General features: G+C 69.6%; 24 protein-coding genes. 12 read left to right on the top strand and 12 right to left on the bottom strand.

Annotated features, from left to right (window positions below; all coding sequences use genetic code 11):
* The first annotated feature begins 35 nt into the window (after positions 1-35).
* Entirely contained in the window at positions 36-263 is a 228-nt protein-coding gene (locus F9B98_RS03615) for a hypothetical protein (protein WP_150952999.1), read from the top strand.
* Positions 264-374: 111 nt separating this feature from the next.
* On the opposite strand, the gene F9B98_RS03620 is transcribed toward F9B98_RS03615, so the two are convergent.
* On the bottom strand, positions 375-749 hold the full coding sequence (locus tag F9B98_RS03620; RefSeq protein ID WP_150953002.1) for a hypothetical protein: 375 nt from the start codon (positions 747-749) through the stop codon (positions 375-377).
* Between the two features lie 80 nt (positions 750-829).
* On the opposite strand from F9B98_RS03620, the gene F9B98_RS03625 reads away from it, so the two are divergent.
* Positions 830-1423: a MarR family winged helix-turn-helix transcriptional regulator gene (locus F9B98_RS03625; RefSeq protein ID WP_150953005.1), complete on the top strand. Its 594-nt coding sequence runs from the start codon at positions 830-832 to the stop codon at positions 1421-1423.
* An 88-nt stretch (positions 1424-1511) separates the two neighbouring features.
* Positions 1512-3368, top strand: a complete 1857-nt coding sequence (locus F9B98_RS03630) for a DUF2207 family protein (RefSeq protein WP_150953008.1) — start codon at positions 1512-1514, stop codon at positions 3366-3368.
* Between the two features lie 9 nt (positions 3369-3377).
* On the opposite strand, the gene F9B98_RS03635 is transcribed toward F9B98_RS03630, so the two are convergent.
* Complete coding sequence (locus F9B98_RS03635; protein WP_150953011.1) at positions 3378-4082, bottom strand: esterase/lipase family protein; 705 nt, start codon at positions 4080-4082, stop codon at positions 3378-3380.
* Between the two features lie 110 nt (positions 4083-4192).
* Here F9B98_RS03635 and F9B98_RS03640 point away from each other — a divergent pair, with 110 nt between their 5' ends.
* A complete protein-coding gene (locus F9B98_RS03640; RefSeq protein ID WP_150953014.1) occupies positions 4193-4435 on the top strand; it encodes a hypothetical protein in 243 nt (80 codons plus the stop codon).
* A 208-nt stretch (positions 4436-4643) separates the two neighbouring features.
* Here F9B98_RS03640 and F9B98_RS03645 read toward each other — a convergent pair whose 3' ends face one another.
* Both F9B98_RS03645 and F9B98_RS03650 read right to left on the bottom strand, forming a co-directional pair.
* Positions 4644-4835, bottom strand: a complete 192-nt coding sequence (locus F9B98_RS03645; protein WP_150953017.1) for a hypothetical protein — start codon at positions 4833-4835, stop codon at positions 4644-4646.
* A 103-nt stretch (positions 4836-4938) separates the two neighbouring features.
* On the bottom strand, positions 4939-7548 hold the full coding sequence (locus F9B98_RS03650) for an MMPL family transporter (RefSeq protein WP_150953022.1): 2610 nt from the start codon (positions 7546-7548) through the stop codon (positions 4939-4941).
* Between the two features lie 120 nt (positions 7549-7668).
* On the opposite strand from F9B98_RS03650, the gene F9B98_RS03655 reads away from it, so the two are divergent.
* The 3 genes from F9B98_RS03655 to F9B98_RS03665 all read left to right on the top strand — a co-directional run bounded on the left by F9B98_RS03655 (position 7669) and on the right by F9B98_RS03665 (position 10580).
* Positions 7669-8238 carry a TetR/AcrR family transcriptional regulator gene (locus tag F9B98_RS03655; protein WP_150953025.1) on the top strand — a complete coding sequence of 190 codons (570 nt, stop codon included), beginning with the start codon at positions 7669-7671 and terminating at the stop codon, positions 8236-8238.
* 238 nt (positions 8239-8476) lie between these two features.
* Positions 8477-9499 carry a TerC family protein gene (locus tag F9B98_RS03660; RefSeq protein ID WP_150953028.1) on the top strand — a complete coding sequence of 341 codons (1023 nt, stop codon included), beginning with the start codon at positions 8477-8479 and terminating at the stop codon, positions 9497-9499.
* Positions 9500-9614: 115 nt separating this feature from the next.
* Entirely contained in the window at positions 9615-10580 is a 966-nt protein-coding gene (locus F9B98_RS03665) for an LLM class F420-dependent oxidoreductase (RefSeq protein WP_150953031.1), read from the top strand.
* A gap of 33 nt (positions 10581-10613) precedes the next feature.
* Here F9B98_RS03665 and F9B98_RS03670 read toward each other — a convergent pair whose 3' ends face one another.
* Positions 10614-11528, bottom strand: coding sequence for a helix-turn-helix domain-containing protein (locus F9B98_RS03670; RefSeq protein WP_191966658.1), 915 nt, complete (start codon positions 11526-11528; stop codon positions 10614-10616).
* 252 nt (positions 11529-11780) lie between these two features.
* Here F9B98_RS03670 and F9B98_RS03675 point away from each other — a divergent pair, with 252 nt between their 5' ends.
* Positions 11781-12605: an endo alpha-1,4 polygalactosaminidase gene (locus F9B98_RS03675; RefSeq protein ID WP_150953038.1), complete on the top strand. Its 825-nt coding sequence runs from the start codon at positions 11781-11783 to the stop codon at positions 12603-12605.
* A 30-nt stretch (positions 12606-12635) separates the two neighbouring features.
* On the opposite strand, the gene F9B98_RS03680 is transcribed toward F9B98_RS03675, so the two are convergent.
* The 4 genes from F9B98_RS03680 to F9B98_RS03695 form a co-directional block, all read right to left on the bottom strand.
* Positions 12636-13127, bottom strand: coding sequence for an FBP domain-containing protein (locus F9B98_RS03680; RefSeq protein WP_150953041.1), 492 nt, complete (start codon positions 13125-13127; stop codon positions 12636-12638).
* A gap of 262 nt (positions 13128-13389) precedes the next feature.
* On the bottom strand, positions 13390-13767 hold the full coding sequence (locus F9B98_RS03685) for a PPOX class F420-dependent oxidoreductase (RefSeq protein ID WP_150953044.1): 378 nt from the start codon (positions 13765-13767) through the stop codon (positions 13390-13392).
* Between the two features lie 17 nt (positions 13768-13784).
* Complete coding sequence (locus F9B98_RS03690; RefSeq protein ID WP_150953047.1) at positions 13785-14303, bottom strand: 2'-5' RNA ligase family protein; 519 nt, start codon at positions 14301-14303, stop codon at positions 13785-13787.
* A 7-nt stretch (positions 14304-14310) separates the two neighbouring features.
* Positions 14311-14688, bottom strand: a complete 378-nt coding sequence (locus tag F9B98_RS03695) for a hypothetical protein (RefSeq protein WP_150953050.1) — start codon at positions 14686-14688, stop codon at positions 14311-14313.
* A 215-nt stretch (positions 14689-14903) separates the two neighbouring features.
* On the opposite strand from F9B98_RS03695, the gene F9B98_RS03700 reads away from it, so the two are divergent.
* Positions 14904-15152 (top strand): hypothetical protein, encoded by a 249-nt coding sequence (locus tag F9B98_RS03700; RefSeq protein WP_150953054.1) that lies wholly within the window; start codon positions 14904-14906, stop codon positions 15150-15152.
* Between the two features lie 11 nt (positions 15153-15163).
* Here the strand turns inward: F9B98_RS03700 and F9B98_RS03705 are convergent, their stop codons facing one another.
* Positions 15164-15490: a hypothetical protein gene (locus tag F9B98_RS03705; protein ID WP_150953057.1), complete on the bottom strand. Its 327-nt coding sequence runs from the start codon at positions 15488-15490 to the stop codon at positions 15164-15166.
* Between the two features lie 185 nt (positions 15491-15675).
* On the opposite strand from F9B98_RS03705, the gene F9B98_RS03710 reads away from it, so the two are divergent.
* Entirely contained in the window at positions 15676-16131 is a 456-nt protein-coding gene (locus F9B98_RS03710; protein ID WP_150953060.1) for a MarR family transcriptional regulator, read from the top strand.
* Between the two features lie 6 nt (positions 16132-16137).
* Here F9B98_RS03710 and F9B98_RS03715 read toward each other — a convergent pair whose 3' ends face one another.
* Positions 16138-16458, bottom strand: a complete 321-nt coding sequence (locus tag F9B98_RS03715) for an ATP-dependent DNA ligase (RefSeq protein ID WP_150953063.1) — start codon at positions 16456-16458, stop codon at positions 16138-16140.
* A 75-nt stretch (positions 16459-16533) separates the two neighbouring features.
* Between F9B98_RS03715 and F9B98_RS03720 the strand changes: the two genes are divergently transcribed.
* Both F9B98_RS03720 and F9B98_RS03725 read left to right on the top strand, forming a co-directional pair.
* The gene (locus tag F9B98_RS03720; protein ID WP_150953066.1) at positions 16534-17559 is read left to right on the top strand and encodes a glycoside hydrolase family 6 protein; all 1026 of its coding nucleotides are present in this window, start codon (positions 16534-16536) and stop codon (positions 17557-17559) included.
* A 121-nt stretch (positions 17560-17680) separates the two neighbouring features.
* Positions 17681-18634, top strand: a complete 954-nt coding sequence (locus F9B98_RS03725; protein WP_191966660.1) for a response regulator transcription factor — start codon at positions 17681-17683, stop codon at positions 18632-18634.
* Positions 18635-18728: 94 nt separating this feature from the next.
* Here F9B98_RS03725 and F9B98_RS03730 read toward each other — a convergent pair whose 3' ends face one another.
* Positions 18729-20198 carry a glycosyltransferase family 2 protein gene (locus tag F9B98_RS03730; RefSeq protein WP_150953070.1) on the bottom strand — a complete coding sequence of 490 codons (1470 nt, stop codon included), beginning with the start codon at positions 20196-20198 and terminating at the stop codon, positions 18729-18731.
* Between the last annotated feature and the right edge of the window lie 102 nt (positions 20199-20300).

Genomic DNA, 20300 nt, shown 5'->3' on the forward strand with positions numbered 1-20300 from the left:
AGGCTGTCGACGAACCAGCGTTCGGAGGAAGATCGATGAGCTCCCGGCCCTCTCGCCCGACCGGCTTCGCTTTCTGCGTGGCTGCGGCGGGGCTGCTCGCCGTCCCGACTCTGCTGTTCCCCGCGGACTCACCGACCGAGCCGAAGCTCGTGCTCGCCGCAGTGGGCGCGGGTCTGCTCGCGTCGGCGGTCGTGTTGATCCGTCGCGAACCCGCGGCCAAAGCCGCCCCGGCGCGTCCCGACGAGGCGGTCACCGAGGAGTAAGGGCGGCGATCTCCTCGGCGACGACCGCAATCGGTTCGGTAGGGACATCCCAGGCATCCAGCGGATTCATTCGCGTTCTGCCCGCGCCGGCCGAACGGGGAGCAGGAGTCATCACGCCGCGCGTACGAAAGAGCGCGACGACTTGGCGGCCGGGGCCGCTGCCCGCGTGGGGGCGGCTGCAGCCGGCTCCTCCCACGCGATGTCGAGGCTCAGCCCGCGCGAGGAGTTGGCATCGTTCGCCATGCGCTTCAGCATGTTCTGATCCAGCGCCTCGGGCTGCTCGGAGTCGAAGACGAAACGCAGGGGAATCGAAGGCTGCAGCCAGATCGTGGATCGGCCCGTCGGCTCGTCCGCCCCGTGGACCCACGAGAGCGTGAAGCTCTCGCCTCGGCGAAGCTTGGTGGCCACGACGACCTTGACATGCGCCAGCATGCGGTCGTCGATGTGGATCGGCTCGGTCGTCGTGCCGTAGTAGAGCTTCGCCATGATGTCTTCCTCTGCTCGTTGCTTGTCGATCAACTTACTAGCTAGACTAGCGAATAGGCAAGCGAGATATTAGGAGTCCGATGTCGATCGAGAACGCGGCACCTCCGTCGTACTGGTACAGCGACAGCACCGACGACGAGCGCGGCGCGCGCGTGATGGAGGCGATGCGCTCCTACCGCTCGGCCGAGATGGCGATGCGCCGCCGGACGCAGACATCCATGGCCATGGGCGAGAACGAGCTTCTCGTTCTGCGGTTCCTCACGAGAGCCGTCGCCTCCGGCCACGACATCACCCCCGTCGACCTGTCGCGTCATCTCGGGGTGTCCACGGCCTCCATGACCGCCCTCCTCGACCGACTCGAGCGCTCGGGTCATCTGCGGCGCACGCCCCACCCCTCCGATCGCCGCAAGGTGCTCGTCACCACGACACCGCACGCCGACGAAGAGATGCGCGACACCCTCACCTCCCTGCATGCGCGAATGATGCAGGCCACGCGCGGCATGAGCGAGGCCGAGACCGTCGCGGTCACCGCCTTCCTGCAGCGCATGCGCTGCGCCGTCGCCGACGCGTGCGCGTCAGACGGTCGCGTCTGCTGCGCGGTCGTCGCCGCGAACGCCCCCGTCCACGTCGCGCCCTCCCCGGACGAGATGGCTCCGCCCAGCGCGGCGGCGTGACGACACCCCCGCCGCGCCTCGACGAACGAGCGACGGACTCCGCCGCGCGGGGGAGTCGAGCGGGACGCTCGGCGGCTAGCGTCGGAGCATGGCCTCCCGCGACGCGTCCCTCGTTCGCCTCCGTCGGTGGCGCGCCGCGACGGCCGTGGTCGCCCTCACCGTTCTCGTGGTGCTCTCTTTCCCGCTCTCCTCATCCGCGGACACGAGCGATTTCACCTTCGACTCCTTCGACGCGCAGATGACGCTCTCCCGCGGGTCCAATGGGCACGCGGAACTCTCCGTGACCGAGACCCTCGTGGCCCGCTTCCCCGACGAGGATCAGAACCGCGGCATCATCCGCTCGATCCCCGATGACTACGACGGCGTCCCCCTGCGAACGCGCATCACTTCCGTGGTGGATGGGGCCGGGACCGCCGTCCCCTACGAGGTCGAACAGGACCGCCGCGAGGTGCGGGTCCTGACCGGCGACGACTCGTACGTACAGGGCGTCCAGACGTACGTCATCTCCTACACGCAGCGCGACACGATCCGGTCCTTCGCGGACACGGACGCCGACGAGTTCTATCGCGATGTGAACGGCACGGAGTGGGAGCAGCCCTTCGGCGTCGTCTCGGTGCGTCTCGCGGTCGATCCCGCTCTCTCCCCCGCTCTGAAGGAGGGCGCGGCCGCGTGCTACGTCGGGCGGCAGGGCTCCGATCGCGCGTGCGACATCGCCACCTCCGTCGATACCGACGGTTCGGCTCGGTTCTCCTCCTCCGCGGCTTCGCTCGACGCGCGCGAGAACGTCACCATCTCCGTCGGATTCGCCCGCGGCACGTTCGTCCCCGGGGAGGTGGTGCGAACCCCTCTCGAGCAGTTCTCGGTCGATGCCGCCCCGGTGCTCGCCGGCGCGTCGATCGGAGCCGTCGGACTCGGCGCCGTCGGCGTCGGTGCCGCGATCGCCGCCCGTCGGCGCGGCCGCGATGCCCGAGGCCGGGGGATCATCGTCCCCGAGTATGCGCCGCCCGCCGACATCGACGTCCTCGAGGGCGCGCTCTTGGTGCAGCGCCGGGATGCCGGCATCCCGGCCGCTCTTCTCGACGCAGCCGTCGCGGGGCGCCTGCGCATCCTCGATACGACGGACGACGCCCGCGCACTCAAGCTCGAGTTCGTCGACGCGCGGGACGCGACGCCGTTGCACGGCGCGGTGATCGGCGCCGTCTTCGGCGACAGCCCGCATCCGGGGCAGCGCGTGAAGCTGGGACCCGACCGGCAGGACGTCGCGAAGGCCCTGCAGAAGCTGCCGGCCGCGGCGGCGACCGAGCTCCGCGCGCGCGGGTGGACGCAAAGGCAGAAGCCGGGCCCCTCTGTCCTTGCGGCCGGTGCGGCCGTCGCGGCCTTCGTGGTCGCGGTCGGCGCGCTCATCCTCTCCGCCGCCGGAACGACCCCGGCCTGGTGGCAGGTCGTCGCGATCCCCGCGGTCGTGCTGCTCGGCATCCTGGCCTTCGTCGTCCTGAGGTATCGGGACCGGATCACGGATGCCGGCGCCCCGGCGCGCGATCACCTCCGGGGTCTCCGCGACTACCTGCAGCTCGCCGAGGCCGACCGCATGCGGGTGCTCCAGAGCCCCGAGGGTGCGGAGCGCACGCCCGTCGATCCGGGCGACCCCGCGCAGGTGCTGCACCTGTACGAGCGGCTCCTGCCCTGGGCGGTCGTTTGGGGTGTCGAGAGGGAGTGGGCCGAGGCCCTCGACACCCGCGTGCGCGACAGCGGCGACGACCTGCGCTGGTACGGCGGCGGGAACGGCTTCTCGGCGGTGGCGTTCTCGAGCACGATGGGCTCACTGCGCACCGCGAGCGCGCCCGTGGTGGCCACGACCAGCGGGTCGGGGAGCTTCTCGGGCGGGTCGTTCGGCGGCGGATTCTCGGGCGGCGGCATGGGCGGCGGAGGCGGCGGAGGCCGGTGACCCCGCGCGTCACTCCGCGACGCGGATGACCTCGGCGACGACGCGCGGATCGGTGAGGACGCGGAAGTGCCCCCCGCTGGAGAGCACGACGTTGCGGGCTCCGGCCAGCTCGCTCCCCTCCGGGATGTGCGGATCGAACGGCCCGAAGACCGACACGATACGCGCGTTCGCCTCGGCGGATGCCGCGAGCGCCCGCATGGTCGCGTCGCCGGAGGCGAAGGCGCGCAGAGAGGGGGTGGGCATCAGGCGGCTGTAGCGCGATCCCCCGAACGGGGTGGCGACCGCGACCATGGCGCGCACCCGGTCGCCCGCCGGGCTGAACGCCATCACGTGCTTGCCGATGAGACCGCCCTTGCTGTGGGCCACGAGCACCACGTCGTGCAGATCGCGCGCGACCAGCAGCGCCGCCACCCGGCCCGCCGATTCGGCGATCGGTCGACGGTTGCCGCCGAGCTCGGCCACCACATGCACGGGATGCCCGCGATCGTGCAGGACGCGTGCGAGCGGCTCGAGGAAGCGCCACGTCTCGTAGATGCCCGGGAGCATGACGATCGGCGGCCCCTCCCCCTCGGCGAGGGAGTCGGGTCCGCCTCGACCTGTGAGGGCCCGCACCTGTGCCCGCACCGCGTAGGCGTAGTCCCGGGCCCACCAGCCCGCGTCCCGCAGAGCGGTGCGTACGGTGTGCGGCGCGCGCGTCACGGCATCCCTCGACATCCCCCCATCGTGTCGTGCTGAAAGCCGGAAGCCAGGTGGGTTGCCCGGCACATCGTCTCGTGCGACGCAACCCCGGGATCGCCGGATCGGCGTCGACCTACCGTGTGGCCATGGACATCTCAGACATCCGTTGGAACGAGCCCGCCCGCCAGAAGATCCTCGACGACGCCGACGGCGTGCTGCGCGAGGCCGTCGTCGCCATCGCGCGCGAGAACCAGGGCATCTCCTCCGACGAGGCCTACGCGCAGATCAACGCACGGATCAAGGACCGCTTCATCGACTACGAGCCCGGCCCCGACATCCGTACGTACGCCGACGCGATCGCGGCGGGCGAGATCCCCACGGAGTCCTGAACCCGCAGGGGCGAAGGCGGCCCCGCGAGAATCGTCGGGGCCGCCTTCGTATTGCCTGGGAGGACGTCCGGGGCGTGGTGCAGCGGCGTACTCTTCGAGAACCGGCCCCGGCATCGCCGGTGCGGATGACGCCTCTCTCGGCGTCCGCGACGACTCCCGCCCGTCGAGCCCGTCCCCCATTCGGCTCCGGACGGGAGTCGTCGTCCGCTCAGCGGTCTTCGCCGTAGCCGCGGATGCTGCGGAGGTCGTCCTTCAGATCCTGCTGCGCGGGCTCGTCGTCGTCGTGGACGGCGGCATCGGCGGCACGCTGCTGCTGCGCTCCCGCCTTCTTCTCCTCCACACCGGCGTCGGTGGCGCCGTCCATGACAGGGGCGTCCTGGGTCTCTTCGCGATCGGTCATCGTCGTCCTCCTCGGAACGGTCGTTCCCTGCATCCTGTTCCCTGAGGGGGCCCCGCGACCGGGGCTTGCGCTCCCCCGCCCGCCGATGCTCGACCCGCGGTACTCACTCCCCGTGGTGCGCCGGGTGCCGCCGCTCGAGAGCCGATCCCTCGACGTCGACGTTGGGAACGATGCGGTCGAGCCACTTCGGAAGCCACCACGCCGCGCCACCCAGCACGTGCATGACCGCCGGCATGAGCAGCATGCGCACGACGAACGCGTCGAAGAGGACACCGAGGCCGAGGCCCAGACCGAACGACTTGATGATCACCGCCTCCGAGGTGATGAACCCAGAGAACACCGAGATCATGATCACCGCCGCCGCGATGACGACGGTGCGTCCGGCTCGGAAGCCCTGCGCCACGGCCAGCCGCGGTGACGCTCCGTGCGCCCACGCTTCACGCATGCCGGTCGTCAGGAACAGCTGGTAGTCCATCGCCAGACCGAACAGGATGCCGACGAGGATCACCGGCAGGAAGCTGAGGATCGGCCCGGGGTTGTGCACGCCGAACAGACCGCTCAGCCAGCCCCACTGGAACACCGCCGTGACCGCACCGTACGTCGCGAACAGCGACAGGACGAAGCCGAGGGTCGCGATCAAGGGCACGAGCAGAGATCGGAAGACCATGACCATGATGAGGAACGACAGGCCGACGACCACGACGAGGTAGATCGGCAGGACGTCCGCCAGGCCCTCGGAGATGTCGATGTTGATCGCCGCGGCGCCGGCGACGCCGAGATCGATGTCGCCGTTCACCGGGGGCAGCGCGCGCAGGTCGCGCACGAGCTGATCGGTCGACACCGCGTTGGGGCCCTCGGCGGGGATGACCTGGAACGCGGCGATCGTCCGGTCGTCGGACACCGCGACGGGCGCCACGGCCACCACATCGTCCTGAGCGAACAGCTCGCGGGCCACGTCGAGCTGCAGCGTCTGCACATCGCCCTCGGTCGTCCCCGTCGGCAGCGCCGCCGTGACGAGCAGGGGGGCGTTCGACCCCGCACCGAAGGCCTCTTCGCTCCAGGTGAACGCCTTGTAGCCCGTCGAGTCCTCGGCCTCGGAACCGCCGTCGGGCAGGCCCAGCCGCATCGAGAGCGCGGGGATGGCGACGACCAGCAGGGCCACGGTCGCGACGAGCATCGTGACCACGGCGCGTACGGTAGACATCGGACGGACGGGACGTCCGTTCGTCGCGACCGGCCCGGTCTCGGTGCGCGCGGCACGGCGCGGGTGCTCCCCGGCGTCGACCGGTGCCGTCCGCGCGGCACGGCGCGGGTGCTCCCCGCCATCGCGAGCGGCCGCGGCGCGAGCGCGCGCCTTACGGCTGAGGATCCGGTTGCCGGCGAGACCCAGCAGAGCGGGAGTGAGCGAGACGGCGATGAGCACCGCGACCAGGACGCTCACCGCGCCCGCGGTTCCCATCAGACCCAGGAATGGGATGCCGGTGATGTTGAGCGCCAGCAGGGCCACGATGACGGTCGACCCGGCGAAGACCACGGCGTTGCCGGCCGTTCCGTTCGCGAGCCCGATCGACTCGCGGACGTCGGCCCCCGCCAACAGCTGCTTGCGATGGCGGTACAGGATGAACAGCGCGTAGTCGATGCCGACGGCGAGACCCAGCATCACCCCGAGGAAGGGCGTGACGGATGCCATCTGGATCACACCCGAGAACGACAGCGTCGCCATGGCCCCGATGGCCACACCGATGATCGCCGTGACGATCGGGAACGACGCCGCGAGGAGCGAGCCGAGCACGATCACCAGGACGATGCCGGCGATCGCGACGCCCACGACCTCGCCCACACCGAAGATCTCGGGGATGCCCTGGGAGATCTCGGTGTTGAAGGCCACGTCGACACCGGCGATGGGGGTACCCGAGAAGTGCTCGACGACCGCCTCCTTCGAGGTCTCGGCCAGTTCGAGCCGCGGCTTGTCGAAAGAGACGTTGACGGTCGCCGTCGAACCGTCCTCCGACACCAAGCGGATGGCATCCGCGAAACCGAGCAGCTCGGATCCCTGCTCGAGCTGCGTCTGCTGCGCGTCGATCTGCGCGAGGCCGTCGGTCAGCTGGGTCTGCTGCTGCTCGAGCGCGCTGCGCTGCTGATCGATCTGCTGCTGCTGCGCCTCGAGCGCGGAGAGCTGCGCCTGCTTCTGCGCCGCGGGCAGCGGTGCCGCCTCGAGCTGCGCCTTGCCCTGGTCCAACTGCTGCTGGCCGGCCTCGAGTTGGGCCGTGCCCGCGTCGAGCTGCTGCTGCCCCGACTCGGCCTGCGCGCGCGCCTCATCGAGCTTCTGCTGCCCGTCGGCGACCTGCTGGCGCTGATCCTCGAGCTGCTGCTGCGCGGTGAAGGGGTCGGTGACGCGGGCCACATCGGGCAGATCACCCGCCGAGGACACGAGAGCCGAGATCTCGGTGCGCTGCTCGTCGGTGAAGGCGGAGCCGTCGCTCGTGCGGAAGACCACGGCACCGGAAGCGCCCGCGAAATCGGGCAGCTCCCCTTGCAGTTCGGCGATCACGTCACCGGATGCCGTCCCGGGGATGTCGAAGCTCGAACTGAGCTCCTTGAAGCCGATCGCGAAACCACCCACGACGACTCCGAGGATTACCGCCCACGCGACGATCACCGTCCAGGCGCGGCGCGCCGCGAAGGTTCCGAGGCGGTGCAGCAGTTCAGCCATGCGGGGTGGTCCTCTCGTGCGGTGCACGCGAGGGAGCACCGTCGGCTCCGACAAGTCCGGGCAAAGATAACACGCACCGTCTCGTCTCGTTATCGGTCGCGATCGTCCAGAATGTGTGTCATGACTCTTCCGCGCAGTGGTCCCGTCCGCAGCGAGGCGGCGCGCTTGGCCATCCTCGACGCGGCGGTCGCGCTCTTCGCCGAGCGCGGGTACGACCACCTCACGATCGAGGGCATCGCCCGGCGGGCGGGGGTGGGTAAGCAGACGATCTACCGGTGGTGGCCGAGCAAGGGAGACGTGATCGCCGAGGCGATCCTCGAGGGTCGGCTGCTCGGCGGCAGGCGTGAGCTGCCCGACACCGGCGACGCGCGATCCGATCTCGCCGCATGGCTCACCGACCTGTTCACTCTCCGGGCGAGCGCCGACGGGGAGGGGCTGCTGCGGTCCCTCGTCGCGGCGGCAGCGGGCAGCGCGGAGACCGGGCGACGCCTCCGCGCCGAGATCCTGGCCGCTCCTCTCGTCGAGAGTCTGTCCCGGGCCATGGGCGGGGTCACGGGGCCCCGACTCGACGCCGCCGCCGACGCCCTGCTCGGAGCCGTCATCCTGCGTGCCCTGAGCCGCGAGGAGTTCGACGGCGACGACATGCTCGCCCTCGTCGACGCGATCGTGGGCAGCGCTCCACCGCGCTGACGGGTCGCCCGCGTCTCGGCACCCGATCGATCCCGGCTACCACAGCGCCGAAGCCGCTGTCCAGACGCGGCGTGCGGGGCCGCGTGCCGTAGAATCATCCTCAACAAGGGGAGTACTCCCACCGCGACGTTCTCGTCAATACGGATCACGCCATCGTGAACCCGGGACGTCGGCCCATCTCGCCGGGTGGAGGAGACCTTGGTGTCTCGTCGTACACCTATTTCCCTTGGAGGTCGCCATGGGCGTCACCCCGTTGATCTGGATCATCACGATCGCGATCACGATCGCCTTCTTCGTGTTCGAGTTCTTCGCTCACGTCCGCAAGCCGCACGAGCCCTCGATCGCCGAATCCGCGCGCTGGTCGGCGTTCTACATCGGCCTGGCCCTGCTGTTCGGCGTCGGCATCGGCGTGTTCTCGGGGTGGACGTTCGGCGGCGAGTACTTCGCCGGCTATCTGACCGAGAAGGCCCTGTCGATCGACAACCTGTTCGTGTTCCTCATCATCATGACCGGCTTCGCGGTGCCGAAGATCTACCAGCAGAAGGTGCTGATGATCGGCATCGTCATCGCACTGATCATGCGCGGCGCCTTCATCGCCGTCGGCGCCGCCCTCATCGAGAACTTCTCCTGGATCTTCTACATCTTCGGCGCGCTGCTGCTCTTCCTCGCCTACCGGCAGGCGTTCGCCCACGGTGAGAGCGACCCCGCCAACGGGAAGTTCATGCGGTTCGTGCGCCGCGTCCTCCCCGTGAGCGAGGAGTACAACGACGACAAGCTGACCATCCGCAAGGACGGCAAGCGCTTCGTCACCCCGATGCTGCTGGTGATCATCGCGATCGGCTTCATCGACCTCGTCTTCGCCGTCGACTCGATCCCCGCCATCTACGGACTGACGAACGAGGCCTACATCGTCTTCACCGCCAATGCCTTCGCCCTGATGGGTCTGCGTCAGCTCTACTTCCTCATCGGCGGGCTGCTGGAGCGCCTGGTCTACCTCGCGCAGGGGCTGGCCGTGATCCTGGCGTTCATCGGCGTGAAGCTCGTCTTCCACGCCCTGCACGTCAATGAGTTGCCCTTCATCAACGGCGGAGAGCCCTTGCTGTGGGTCCCCGAGATCCCCATCTGGTTCTCGCTGCTGTTCATCGCGGCGACGGTGGCCGTGGCGACGTTCCTCAGCCTCCGCAAGACCCGCAACGACGCCGAGAAGAAGGAGCGCGAGACCTTCGACGGTGAGAAGGTCATCCACGCACCGGAGGACTGATCCTGCGCGACGGGCCCGCGGCGACGGTCGCGGGCCCGTCATCGTTTCCTGCCGCATCCCGGCGGCGAGCGCAACCCCGCGGAGCCCTCGAGAACACCGCCCTACCGTGGCCGTCATGACGCGATTCGGTTACACCCTCATGACAGAGCAGAGCGGCCCCAAAGCCCTCGTCGACTACGCCGTCGGTGCCGAGCGCGCCGGCTACGACTTCCTCGTCTCGAGCGATCACTACTCCCCGTGGCTGACCAGCCAGGGCCACGCGCCCTACGCGTGGACGGTGCTCGGGGCGGTCGCGCAGGCCACCTCGGACGTCGAACTGATGACCTACGTCACCTGCCCCACGGTGCGCTACCACCCCGCCGTCGTCGCGCAGAAGGCGGCGACCCTCCAGCTGCTGTCCGACGGTCGGTTCACCCTCGGACTGGGGTCCGGCGAGAACCTCAACGAGCACGTCGTGGGCGAGGGATGGCCCGCCGTCCACGCGCGCCAGGACATGCTCGTCGAGGCGATCGAGATCATCCGCGCCCTGCACACCGGCGACCTCGTCACCTACGACGGCGAGTACTTCCGCGTCGACTCCGCGCGCGTCTGGGATGCGCCCGAGGGCGGCGTCCCGATCGGCGTCGCCGTCTCGGGTGAGCACTCGATCGAGCGCTTCGCCCCTCTCGGCGACCACCTCATCACGACCGAGCCGGATGGCGAACTGATCTCGGGCTGGGACGAGCACCACGAGGGCCCGTCCCGCAAGATCGGTCAGATCCCCATCAGCTGGGACCCGGACAAGGATGCCGCCATCGCTCGCGCCCACGATCAGTTCCGGTGGTTCGCGGGTGGCTGGGCCGTCAACGCCGACCTGCCGACCCCGGCCGGCTTCGCCGGCGCGTCGCAGTTCGTCCGACCGGAGGACGTCGCCGAATCCATCGCGTGCGGCCCCGACCTCGACGAGCTCGCCGAGAGCGTCCGGCCCTTCATCGACGCCGGGTTCACCGACATCGCCATCGTGCAGGTGGGCGACGAGCAGCAGCAGCGTTTCGTCGACGAGGTCGCCGCGCCGCTTCTCGAGAAGCTCCGCGCACTGTGACGGGGAGGGGTGCGGGCCGCCCGCACCCCTCGCTCAGCGTCGGCCGACGTACCCCGCCTCGGCGACCCACTGTTCCAGCTTCCAGACGGGGAGCCGGAAGACGCGCGCGACGCTGACGACGGAATGCTCTCCGTCGACGACGGCAGCCACCGCGAATTCACGCAGCGAGCGGAACTCGCGGTTCTCGAGGGCCCCCCGACGGAGGTCCGAGAAGGTCCTCGGCTCCGGTGCCGCGGTAGCGCTCGGAGCGACGAGCACGTAGCGGGAGGCTCCGCTCATGCCCTGGGCGGCGGCCCGCTGATGCACCTGCGCGGCGGCGGAAGCCGGCGCGGCGCGGTGGTCTGCGGGAACGGGCGGCGCGGGGTTGGTGGAGACACCGTTCGGTTCGTCCTCTGCCCACGGCGCCGGCGGAAGGGGCCCGCCCCAGACTCTCTCCGTCGGAGCGATCGGCGGTGTCTCCGGTGCGACGGCGGCAACCACGGCGGGTACGGGCACGACGCTCTCCGGCATCTGCGGCGCGACCTTCGCCTCGGTCCGGGGAGCCGCCGGCAGATCTCCACCCCAGACCCTTTCACTGGGGACGACGTACGGGCTCGGAGCAGGAGCGGGAGCCGCCTCGGGGGACGCCATCCAGGGCGCCGGTGGGAGGTCTCCGCCCCACACGACCGCGCTGGGGACGACGTACGGACTCACCGGCTCGTCGACCGCACCTGCCCGCTCGGTCTCGCCGAAGAGGTCGGACAGCTCGATCTCGAACGTCTCGGCGAGAGCGACGAGGGTCGCCAGCGATGCCGTCGACCGACCCGACTCGATCCCGCGCACGCGCGACTCCGAGATCCCCGCCTCGAACGACAGGGCCGTCACCGTGAGGTCGCGCTCGCGCCTCAGACGGCGGACCCGATCCGCGAGCGTCTGGAGGACGGCATCCAAGCGATCGTCGGCGGACATGGGGGTCACTCCTCCGCCTCGGTTCGAACACTGCCGGGAACCCACCCGCATCTGGAGGAGGGCGCGTGGCCCGCACGCGGATGACGGCCGCGCGGTGAAGCGAGCACCCCCGATGCGTCGAATGATTCTGTCGACACTCTCTCCCCCTCCGGCGCGAAGCCGTCGATTCCTGTCCGGGGGAGACACTGAACACTATCGCGTCCGACGACCACGGCGGGGACGACTCCGCGCCGCCGCGCTGAGGGTGGGCGCATGCGGCGTCTGCTCCCCCTCGCCGGCGCGACCGGCCTCCTCCTCCTGCTCGCCGGCTGCGCGGCGCCGCCCGCATCCGCACCCCCGACCCGCGACACACCCCCGGCGGGCGCCGTCGCCGACGACCAGCTGGGTGGCGCCTATCCGCCCGCGGACTCGGTGGGAGTCGTCGTCCGCGACCGCACGTCGAAACCGGCGGATGGGACGTACTCCATCTGCTACGTGAACGCGTTCCAGACGCAGCCGGGAGAGCAGGGCGCATGGCCGGCGAACACTCTTTCGACGCGCGAAGGGGCGCCGGTCATCGACCCCGCCTGGCCCGACGAGGTGATCCTCGACACCTCGACCGCCGATCGGCGCGCCGTCATCGCCGACACCGTCGCTGCGTGGATCCGCGGGTGCGCGGCATCCGGTTTCCGCGCCGTCGAATTCGACAATCTCGACACGTTCACCCGCTCCGATGGCGCGTTGACCCTCGACGACAACGCCGCGCTCGCCCGGGAACTCGTCGACCTCGCCCACGCGTCGGGGCTGGCGGCCGGCCAGAAGAACGCGGCCGAGCATGCGTCCGAGTTCAGGAAGGTCGCGGGTTTCGATTTCGCCGTCGCCGAGGAGTGCGCGGCGTTCGACGAGTGCGGGGCGTACACCGAGGTGTACGGCGACCATGTCATCGACATCGAGTACACCGACCAGATCCCGCGGAGCTTCGCGGAGATGTGCGCGGATGCCGGCACCCCGGCCTCCACGATCCTGCGCGACCGGAAGCTCTCGACGCCCGACGGCGCGGAGTACGCCTTCGCGACGTGCGCCGCCCCGGAGGGATGACCGGCGGCGGACCGCCGCCGGTCCGCGCCCTCAGGCTCCGTCGCGAAGATCGCGGAAGAACGCGTCGACGTGGGCGCGGAGGCCCTCCACGCGACGATCCCGAGCCGCGCCGGCGTCATGCCCCAGATAGGCGGGCGGATCGAGGCGGCGCACGTTGCGCGAGCACTCGAAGCGCGCGCACACCAGGGTGCCGACCGTGTTACCGGCGCGCCCCGCCTTGCCCGCGCGGCGCGCGGAGAAGAAGACGACGTCGTTGGGCAGCGTCACGTCCGAGCACCACGAGCACTGCGGGCGGGTGCGGGTGGGCTGCTCGGCCTGTCGGAACTGGAGGCCGACGGGGGTTCCGTCGATCTCGGCCACGACGAACCCGAGGAGGGGGGTCTTGGCATCCCTCCACCCGAAATAATCGAGCCGGTCCCACGGGGCCGCGTCGAGATCGGCGGGGATGACGATCGAGCTGCGTTCTCTCGTGGAGACGTTGACGAAGCTGGAACGGAGGTCGGAAGCGGACAGGGCGTGCATGGGTGGATCCCGTCGATGGGCCGCGACGCGCGAGACGGCGCGGCGAGGAACGCGCGATCGGATCGCGCGGCGAGGTGCCCGTCGCGGAGAGGACGGGCGAAGAGGGCGCACGCTCGCCGAAGCGGGGCGCCCGCGCCGGTCACCCGGCGAGAAGAGCGGCGTGCACGGCGCCTGTGCCGTCGACGCTCCACGCGCCGACGACCCCCTCACACCCAGCGGGCATCGATGAGGGGCGGGAAGACATGGGTTCAGGATACGCGCGTCAACGTCGGAAGGCGACCGACCCCAGCACCCGCTCGACGGTCAGCTCCAGCACGACGCGGTCGGGGTTCACCCGCGGTTGCCGATAACGCGCCGCGTACAGATCGACCGCGTGAGCCACGGCATCCCCCTCATCGGTCACGCGCGCGGGCCCCTCGAAGCTGATCCACCGGGCACCGTCCACCGAACAGATCGAGGCCCGCCCGCTGCGCGCCGCGTTGACGAACTTCTGCGTGCCCCGGGACCCGATCACGCGAACCACCCCGTTCTCGTAGGTGAAGCCCACCGGGACGGCGTGTATGCGCCCGGAGCGCCCCACGGTCGACAGGGTGGCCAGGTGGTACTCGCGCACGAAGGCGAGGGCGTCGTCGGTCAGCACGGTCTTAGCGTGCCACGTCAGACGAGATCCGTGATCGTGCGAGTGGCGGCATCCCACCGGCGCATCCCGACAGCGCGCCCCGCGAGATCGCTCCCGCCGCTCTCGCCCAGGACGCCGAGCGCGTCGCCGATGCGGTCGAGGGGCATGCGCCGCGCCAAAGTCACGTGCGCCGTCCAGCGACCGGGGCGGGTGTGAGGGGCATCGTCCCCCGGTCCCGCGAGGTCGTGCACGCCGGCGTGCAGGGCGAGCAGATCGGCCGTCGGGATGACCGATCGCGCGATCACGCGACTGCGCCCCGCGCCGAACAGGACCGGCGCACCGAGCACGAGGGGCAGGGGGAAGGTCGTTGCGAACGGTGCCGCGTCGATGAGCGGAAGCTCCGTCCGCACGAGGAGAGTCGCATGCGGACGGTTGCTCTCCCCCCGATGGCGGGCCTGGCTGGGCAGATCGGCGCGCAGCAGGGCGTCCCACTCCGCTCGTACAGCCGCGTCCGTCTCGTCGTCGAAGACGAGCTCGAGGCTGACGACGTCGGTCATCGGCGCCTCACCGGGTGGACCACCACGCGGCCGCGACCAGGAGGGGCTGGAAGAACAGACGTCCGAAGCGCTTCTGGTCGGTGTCCAGTCCGAACGCCGACCGCCCCTTGCGCCACTGGTCCACATTGCCGGGGAAGATGGCCACGAAGAACGCGGCGAGCGCGGCGCCGATGCGACGGCGTTCTTTCGGGAGGACCAGCAGCGCCAGCCCGAAGGAGGCTTCGACGACACCGGATGCCACCACGACGGCGTCGCGGTCGAGGGGCCCCTTCGCGACGAGCACGTCGGGCACCTGCGCCTGGAAATCCCGTCGAGCGAATGTCAGGTGGGAGGTACCGGCGAACAGCATCGCCAGGGCGAGGAGCCATCGGACGACATTTCTCATAGCGCAACGGTACGACGGGCCCCGATCGGGACGGGGCGGGCTTGACGCCGGTGCGGCCACAGCTTCGTCACCCCCGCCTGCGGCGCTACGGCACACGTCCCGATTACGCAACCCCAGGCCGCCGACGACGGACGGCGGTTGACTGTCAGAACAGACGAAGGAGGTGCGCCGTGACGATGACAGACCCCACCACCCGGATGAGCCGGGAGGATGACGTGGACGCTCTCCTCGTGCGCGCCGCCACCGGGGACTGCGACGCGTTCGTCGAGTTCTACGACGCGACCGCCCCCCGCGTCTACGCGGTGCTCCTTTCCCTCACCGGCGTGGCTGCCACCGCCGACGGTCTCCTCGAGGGCATCTACCTCGAGGCCTGGGAGCGAATGCGCGGTCGCACCGCTCCCCCGTGTCCGGGGATGGAGTGGATGTCGGCGATCGCCCATCGCCACGCCCGCGGAGACCGCTGAGGAGCGTGGTCTCAGGGCGCCTGGACGGCCGCGTCGGCGGGGTGTTCGTCGAGGTCGAGGATCAGACCGCCCGAGGAGTTCGCCGAGGTGGCCAACATCTGCAGGAGTGCGGGGTCGAGCACCTCCGGCTCCGCCGAACCGAACACGAAGCGGAGGGGGATGGACGGCTGGATCCAGAGCGTGCTCCGACCGACCGGCTCCCCGGAGGGATGCCGCCACGAGACCGTGAAGCTCTCTCCGCGCCGGAGCTTGGTGGCGATGACCACCTTGACGTGCGCGAGAACGCGGTCGGGGATGCGGATGGGGCTCGGAGAAGAGCCGTAGAACAGTGAGCCCATCAGCGCCTCCTTCCCGGAGATCCCGTACGGCCCATCATACGAGGTGGCCGCCGTTTCGCCTACGAACGACGGGGAAAGACAAAGCGACAGCACCATTGTTGGACCCGAGCCGGAATACATCGGCCAACTGGAATCTCGACGACCGAACTAGACTGCTGTGCCAGGGGCGCAACCCGAGGAGACCCATGACGCTCGAGACCGAAGACGACCCCGCGACGACGGCGGCGCTGGCGGTCGAACGGCTCCGCCTCGCCGAAGCCCGTCTGTCTCGTCGACGCCAGTCCGAGTGCGGCCCCAGCGAGAATGCGCGGGCGGCGATGCGCCTGATCCTGGAGCGAGCCGACGCGGGGGCGACGCTCACTCCGACCGAGATCGCCCAGTCCCTCGGAATCTCCACGGCATCCGTCACCGGCATGCTCGATCGCCTGCGCGCGGGGGGACTCATCGACTTCGTCGCGAATCCGTCCGACCGACGGAGCAAGTTCGTCGTTCCCTTCGACCGCGCCACCGATCCGGATGCCATCGACCCGGTGACCGCTCGCATCCGGGAGTTCGCGCTCGGACTCCCCGACGATACGGCCGGGCAGGTGGCCGCCTTCCTCGACCGTGTGCGCGAGGTCGTCGACGCGGAATGCGCGTGAGGGCGCTCAGACCCCCGACGCCGGAAGGGATTCGGGGTCGGGTTCCGCGACGACGCTCAATCCGTGCGGCGAGCTCGCCTCGTCCATGAGGTCTTCGATCCACCGGCGATTGAGCTGCGGGGCCCGGCTTCCGTAGAAGTGGAAGACGAGCGGGATCGACGGAGAGATCCAGAGCGTCCGGGTGCCGCTTCCGTCACCCATCGGGAAGTGGAACATGAACGGCTCCGCCCGGCGGAGTTTGTTCATGAAGACCACACGGAGGTGGGAGAGGGTCCGGTCCTCGATGTCGAAAGAGTGTCCAGAGGTGTTGTAAACCAGTTTTCCCACGACGACAGCCTATATCGATTCACCCCCTTAACTACCTCGACCCTCGGCACTCTCACCTCGACTAGAGTCTCGATCGTGGCGAGATCACCCCGGCCGAGGCGGCCTCGACGACGACTCCCCCGCGCGCTGCTCGTCGCGGGCGTGATCGTCGCCGTCGTCGTGGTCATCGCCGGTATCGGCGTCGTCGGCAGCCTCGTCACGAACCTCTTCCAGACGCTGTCGGCCACCCCTCCCGCCGTCGACACGCACATCGTCGCGCCGGACGAATCGAAGGCCGCGCAGGCCGCCCGTTCGGGTGACGGCGACGCGGACGAGGTCGCTGCCGCGCAGTGGCTCTCGACGCAGCCGACCACCTACTGGCTGACCCCGGAGATCGACCCGATCGATGAGGTGTGGGACCGCATCGCGCACCTCGCCGCCGAGGCGCGCGATCAGAAGGCGGCCATCGCCGTCGCGGTGTACGGACTCCCCGATCGGGACTGCGGCAATCACTCCGCCGGTGGGCTCGACCCCGACTCCTATGCCCAGTGGACCGCCCGCATCGGCGACGCGTTGCGCAACGCGTCCGATGTTCAGAAGATCGTGATCCTCGAGCCCGACAGCATCGCCCTGTCCTCCTCGTGCGGATCGGTCGGCGATCGGGCGGGATATTTGCGCGAAGCGGTGGAGAACATCCGCGGCACGAACACGTGGATCTACATCGACGGGGGCCACTCCGCCTGGCATCCCGCGGCCGAGATGGCCGGGCTCATCCAAGCGATGGGCATCCTGTCCGAGGTCAGGGGCGTCGCGCTGAACGTCTCCAACTACCAGGATACGGCGGCCGAGTTCACCTACGCCCACGCGCTCTCCGACCTCCTCGGCGGAACGCACGCGATCATCGACACCTCGCGCAACGGCGCCGGACCGGCGGGCTCGGAGTGGTGTAATCCGTCCGGTCGCCTCGTGGGCAGTCCGAGTGGTTCGTACGGCGACGGCGTCATCGACACCACCCTGTGGATCAAGCCCCCCGGCGAGAGCGACGGGGAGTGCAACGGGGGACCCACTGCGGGGACGTGGTGGCCCGCTGCGGCGGCGGAACTGACACGGGAGCAGCGCTGAGCCACGGGTCGACCGCGGCGACACCGCGAAGTGTGTCAAGATTGCGCTCGTCGCGCTGCGACACCGCGACTCGGGGGAGAACGCGGGCACGACCTCGTGCGAAGCCGGAAGAGTGGGTGACATGAGCGACAGCACCGAGATGCTGAAGACAGCAGTGATCGTGGAAGACGATCCCGATATCCGCCACCTGCTCGTCGAGGTGCTCGAATCGGCGGGGTTCTCCACCGTGTCGGTGGGCAATGGGATCGACGGCGTACGAGCGGTCATCGCGTATCAGCCGCTCATCACCACCCTCGACGTCAACATGCCCGGGATCGACGGCTTCGAGGCCGCCCGACGCATCCGCCAGCAGAGCGACACGTACATCATCATGCTCACGGGGCTCGAAGAGGAGGCGGACGTCGTCCTGGGCCTCGGCGCGGGTGCCGACGAGTACGTCGTGAAGCCCTTCCGTCCGCGCGAGCTGCGCGCGCGGATCGAAGCACTGTTGCGGCGCCCCCGCGCCGGCGAGTCCGCCGCGTCCTCCGCACCGCGACAGGACAGCGTCGGACCGTCGTTCCCCGCCGCCCGCTCCGAGAGCGCGGCCACCCCGTCGGCGCCCGCGCCGGCCGCGGCCAACGCGGGTGCGGCACCGGTCATCGTGCCGTCGTCTCAGGGGCCCGAGCCCCGCGCAGCCGCCCCCGGGGGTGAGATCGTCCCGCGCTCGGCGCCCGGGGAGCTCACGCCGACCGGCGGCGCCTGGGTCGCGCACCGCGATCTGCTCCTCGACCCCGACAGCCGCCTCGTGCGGGTGGGCGGGGAGGAGCTCGAGCTCACGCGAACCGAGTTCGATCTGCTCGCGACGCTGATGGAGTCGAAGAGACGCGTGCGCAGCAAGGCCGATCTGACCCTCGTCCTGCGCGGCGAGTCCTACGTCACCAGTTACTTCGTCGGCGAAGCCGACAAGAGGGCTATCGAGGCGCACATGACCAACCTCCGTCGCAAGCTCGGCGACAACCCCGCCAATCCCCGTTACATCGAGACGGTGCGCGGCGTCGGCTACCGACTCACGTCGGAGCTGCTGGCCACTCCCTGACCCGCTCGCGCAGACAACGGATGCCTCGACCCTCCCCAGGGCCGAGGCATCCGTTTTTCTCTGATGCGTTCGGGCGTATCAGACCGGGTGTCCGTCAGACCTTGAAGCCGTGGTGACGACGGACGAGCTTGGAGAACATGAGGAGCGTCTGCAGGACGGTCACGACGCCGACGATGGGCCAGCCGATCCAGAGGATCGACGACTGGATCATCGGGCCGACCATGACCCAGATCACGGCGAGCGCGATCGCGACCGCCACGAGCACGACCATCGGCGTCCAGTGGCCGAGGCCACCACCGCGTTCGGCCTTGGCCTGCATGGCCCAGTTGTCGACCTTCTTGCGCGAGAGGAATCGCGTCCACGACCGCACGAAGTGGCTGATGCGGATCCACATGAAGATCTCGGCGGGGAAGAACAATACGGCGAAGAGCACGTCGGTGCGATTGACGTTCTTCATCGTGCGGGCGATACGCAGGTTGAGCAGCATGGCGATCACCGGCGGGATGAGCCACAGGGGCGAGAAGACGAAGGCCCCGATCGAGAGCGAGCCCGCCAGCAGGGTGAGGAAGGCCACGCGGACGAAGAGGTTGGTGAGCATGCCGAAGTTCTCGAACCACCGCAGGCGCAGGTTCGGGTGGAAGGGCTGGCCCTTGGTGTCGCCGCGCTGACCGGGCCACATGAGCTCGATGGCGCCGTACGTCCACTTGACCTGCTGGGCGTCGTAGCCGGACAGGGTCGTCATGCCGCCGACATCGGCGCGCGCGTACGGGCTGATCTTGGTGAGGTAGCCGGCGCTCTTGATCTGCAGCGACAGCAGGGAGTCCTCCACCTCGGAGTCCTTGACCCACGGGGTGCTCTGGTGGTTCTGCTTCATCGCATCGCGCAGGGCGTTCGTGGAGAAGATCGAGAACTGACCGCCCAGCACGGCCATGTTGCGGCCGCGGAGCATGTTCTGCAGGTTGAACGCCGCGAACTGCGTCCGCTGACCCGCGGTGAGGAAGCGTGCCATCAGGCCCTTGATGGGCTTGTCGTCGATCGTGTAGATCGCCGAGATGCCGCCGATGCGGGAGTCGGAGATGGCTTCGGTCTCGAGGTACTCGACGGCTTTGCTGTCGGCGATGGTGTCGCCGTCGACACCGAGGAGGTAGTCGTAGCCCTCGACGAGGGAGTAGCCGTAGTTCAGCGCCCCGACCTTCTTGTCGGGGTTCTTGCCGATGTCGTGGACGAACACCTCGGTGAACTGCTCCCCGAGCTCGGTGTGCAGCTCATGGGGCCCGCTGTACTCCGAGGCGATCTTCACGGTCGCGTCGGAGGTGTTGTTGACGACGACGTGGATGACGTCGGGCACGCGGGTCTGAGCGAGCAGCGCCTCGATGACGTCGGCGATCGACTCCTCCTCGTTGTACGCCGGGATGACGCAGCCGATGGTGGAGCGGTGCACCGAGGTGTTCTCGAGCACAGCGGCGAAGTCGTCGGCGAAACCGTGCTCACCCGCGGCCCCGAGTGCACTCTGGTGCATGTCGAAGTCCCTCGTGTGGGGGGTGAAGCTGCGCGCATCGGTCATGGCGGTGTCTTCCTGTCGGTTTCGCGGCGTATCGGCCGAGTCCCACTCTGGTAGGTTCGCCGCAAGACGACCGCCGCACATGACCACCGTCCCCGCAAGATT

The organism is Microbacterium testaceum StLB037, from assembly GCF_008763945.1.
GTDB classification, from domain to species: Bacteria; Actinomycetota; Actinomycetes; order Actinomycetales; family Microbacteriaceae; genus Microbacterium; species Microbacterium testaceum_G.